Here is a 3,352-nt window from a genome sequence, read left to right as displayed (position 1 = left end):
GCTGGTTGATCGCGCCCCGCCTTTCCCCCATATGCGCGGCGGGAGTCGGGCGGACGGGTCTGTCGCCAACCTGGTCAGATCCGGAAGGAAGCAGCCACAACGATTTCGTCCCGGGTCGTCCGGCTCCTACCGCATGAGCTGCCACAGATAGCGGAGCTATTTGTGGAGTCAGCGAATGTCGGCCAGCCTGCGCGAAGTGACAGGACTAACGTCACGGATTTACTCCATGACGGCCTTTTTTAAAACAGGATAGAAGCGGGATCCCGGATCAAGTCCGGGATGACGAGGTAGGAGACAGTAGCGGGATCCCAGGACAAGTCCGGGATGACGAGCTATTGTTGCGTGCGCCTCCTCGCAATGACGACCACAACGCCCTAAACCCGCCTCAATGAACAACGACGAATCACCCGGCTTCGGCCTCGATCTGCCCGAGATGGTGCCGTCCGCAGCGACAGAGGCCGCCGCTTACCGCGTTCTCGCCCGCAAATATCGTCCGCAGAGCTTTTCCGAGCTAATCGGCCAAGACGCGATGGTGACGACGCTGGGCAACGCCATTGCGCGCGGGCGGATCGCCCATGCCTTCCTGCTGACCGGGGTGCGCGGGGTCGGCAAGACGTCGACCGCACGGCTTGTGGCGAAGGCGCTCAACTGTATCGGGCCGGACGAACAGGGCGGGCCGACGATCGACCCGTGCGGGGTGTGCGAGCCCTGCCGCGCGATCGCCGACGGCCGTTTCATCGACGTGATGGAGATTGACGCCGCGTCGCACAACGGCGTCGAAGACGTCCGCGAAATGATCGAAGCGGTCCGCTATTCGGCGGTCTCAGCGCGCTACAAGATCTACATCATCGACGAAGTCCACATGATGTCGAAGCCGGCGTTCAACGCACTGCTCAAGACGCTCGAGGAGCCGCCCGCCCACGTCAAGTTCCTGATGGCGACGACCGAAGTCGGCAAGGTGCCGGTGACCATCCTGTCGCGCTGCCAGCGGTTCGATTTGAAGCGCATCCCGGCCGAAACGCTCGCCGCCCATTTCGCGATGGTCGCCGCCAAGGAAGGGATCGAGGTTGAGCCCGAGGCGCTCACCGTCATCGCCCGCGCCGCCGAGGGATCGGCCCGCGACGGACTGTCGATCCTCGACCAGGCGATTGCCCATGGCGAGGGCCTGGTGACCACCGCCGACGTGCGCGACATGCTCGGCCTGGCCGATCGCGGGCGCGTGCGGCGGCTGTTCGCAACGCTGGTAGCGGGGGATGCGGCGGCGACGTTGAGCCAACTCGACGAAGGTCATGTGCTTGGGATCGACCCGGCGTCGCTCCTGCGCGGGATGATGGAGACGGTTCATGCCATAAGCCGGGTCAAGGCCGGCGCGCCCGAGGATGTGATGCAGTCGGTGGAGGAGCGCGAGGCGGCCGCCGATCTGGCCGGCAAGCTCGGCTGGGCGTTGTTGCACCGATTGTGGCAGTTGTTGCTCAAGGGGCTGCAGGACGTGACGATCGCGCCCGACCCGCGCGAGGCGGCGGCGATGGCGTTGCTGCGCCTGGTCCATGCCGCCGATTTGCCCGATCCGGCGGCGCTGCGGGCGCGACTGGCGAGCTGGGAGGGGGCGGTGACCGTGGCGGGGGGCGCGCGCCCGGCGCCGACTGAGTCGGCGTCGATGGCGAGCGCCCCAGAGACCTTCATCGCCTTCGTCGAGCAATTGGAGGCCAAGGGCTTCCACAGGCGCGGAATCCAGTTGCGCGATCAGGTCGGGCTGGTCTGCTTTGCCGCCGGTGAGGTGCAGTTGCGACCGGTCCGCCCGCTCGGTCCCGATTTTGCTCGCGACCTTGCGATCGAAGCGAAGGAGGCGACCAGAACCAGCTGGAACATAACGCTAAGTGACAGCGGCGGTGAGTCGTCGTTGCGCGAGCAGGAGCAGATGGCCGACGAGCAGGCCCGCGCCGCCGTGATGGAAGAACCGGCGATGAAAGCGTTGCTTGCCGCCTTCCCCGACGCCACCCTCGAATCGATTGAACCGAAAGGCCACGCCCATGCCCAATCTCGATGACATCATGAAAATGGCCCAGGAAGCGCAGGCCGAACTGCAACGCGCGCAGGACAATCTCGACACCATCGAGATCGAGGGCGTGTCGGGCGGCGGGATGGTGCGGATTCGCGCAACCGCCAAGGGCCGCATCCTGGGGGTCACCCTCGACGACAGCCTCATGCAGATGTCGGAAAAGGCAATGTGCGAGGATTTGATTGCCGCCGCCATCAACGATGCGCGCATCAAGGCCGACGTCGCTGCCGGTATCGAGATGCAGAAAGTGACTTCGGGAATGGCCTTGCCGCCGGGGTTCAAAATGCCCTTCTAAAGCGCTTGCTTCCGCGGAAAATTGCCGTCACCTTTCGCTTGCCCGGAACAGAGCCGATCAGGGGGATGTGTCGTGACGATGGGTGCAATGCAGGACTGGCCGCTGCGCGTCATGCGGATGGTCGACCATGCCGAACGCGAACATGGCGGGCGCGAAATCGTGAGCTTGTGGGCCAATGGCCTCATGACCCGCACCAATTGGCGCGGCGTCGCCCAAGATGCGCGGCGCATGGGGCAGGCGCTGAAGGCCGCCGGGATCAAGCCGGGCGACCGCGTCGGCACGCTGGCTATGAACCATAGCGCGCATCTGACCGCCTGGTACGGCGTGATCGGGACCGGGGCCGTGCTGCACACGCTCAACCCGCGCCTGTTCGACGAGCAGCTTGATTTCATCGCCAATCATGGCGGCGATCGCGTGCTGCTCTACGACTATGTGTTCACCGATCTGGTCGATCGGATGAAGCCCCGCTGGCCGGGTATCGAGCAATATGTATGTTTCGACGCGCCTGAGGGCGACGCCAATAGCTTCGCCGCCTGGCTCGAACCCCATGACGGGAATTTTACCTGGGTCGAGGGCGACGAGAACGATCCCTGCTCGCTGTGTTACACTAGCGGGACGACCGGCAACCCCAAGGGCGTACTTTATTCGCACCGGTCGAGCGTGCTCCACGCCATGGCCGAGGTCGCGCCCGACGTGTTCGATCTGTCGGCCCGCGCCGTGGTCATGCCGATCGTGCCGATGTTCCACGCCAATGCCTGGGGCATTCCGTGGGCGGCGCCGTTGACCGGCTGCAAGCTCGTCCTGTCCGCAGATTACCGCCCGGCCGAGCTGTGCGCGCTGTTCCGCGATGAAGGCGTGACCCATTCGGCCGGCGTGCCGACGGTGTGGCTCGGCATGATCGAGTATATCGAACGCAGCGGCGAGAAGCTGGGCGCGCTGACCAACGTGACCATCGGTGGATCGGCCGCACCGCGCGCGATGATCGAGTGGTTCCGCGC

General features: G+C 65.1%; 3 protein-coding genes and 1 other RNA gene. All 4 read left to right on the top strand.

Features of this window, described 5'->3' with window-relative positions:
• Positions 1-38 precede the first annotated feature (38 nt).
• An RNA gene (ffs, locus tag RMN84_RS09645) (signal recognition particle sRNA small type) lies at positions 39-133 on the top strand.
• A gap of 300 nt (positions 134-433) precedes the next feature.
• On the top strand, positions 434-2,047 hold the full coding sequence (locus RMN84_RS09640; protein ID WP_309611959.1) for a DNA polymerase III subunit gamma/tau: 1,614 nt from the start codon (positions 434-436) through the stop codon (positions 2,045-2,047).
• Positions 2,031-2,354 (top strand): YbaB/EbfC family nucleoid-associated protein, encoded by a 324-nt coding sequence (locus RMN84_RS09635; protein WP_309611957.1) that lies wholly within the window; start codon positions 2,031-2,033, stop codon positions 2,352-2,354. The genes RMN84_RS09640 and RMN84_RS09635 overlap by 17 nt, the downstream gene beginning before the upstream one ends.
• 78 nt (positions 2,355-2,432) lie before the next feature.
• A partial coding sequence (locus tag RMN84_RS09630) for an AMP-binding protein (protein ID WP_309611958.1) occupies positions 2,433-3,352 on the top strand: 920 nt, incomplete at its 3' end.

It is taken from the genome of Sphingomonas sp., assembly GCF_031380695.1.
In the GTDB taxonomy this organism is placed as follows: Bacteria; Pseudomonadota; Alphaproteobacteria; order Sphingomonadales; family Sphingomonadaceae; genus Sphingomicrobium.
Note: the sequence above shows the minus strand (reverse complement) of the source record. Positions and strands in the feature narration are given on the sequence as shown.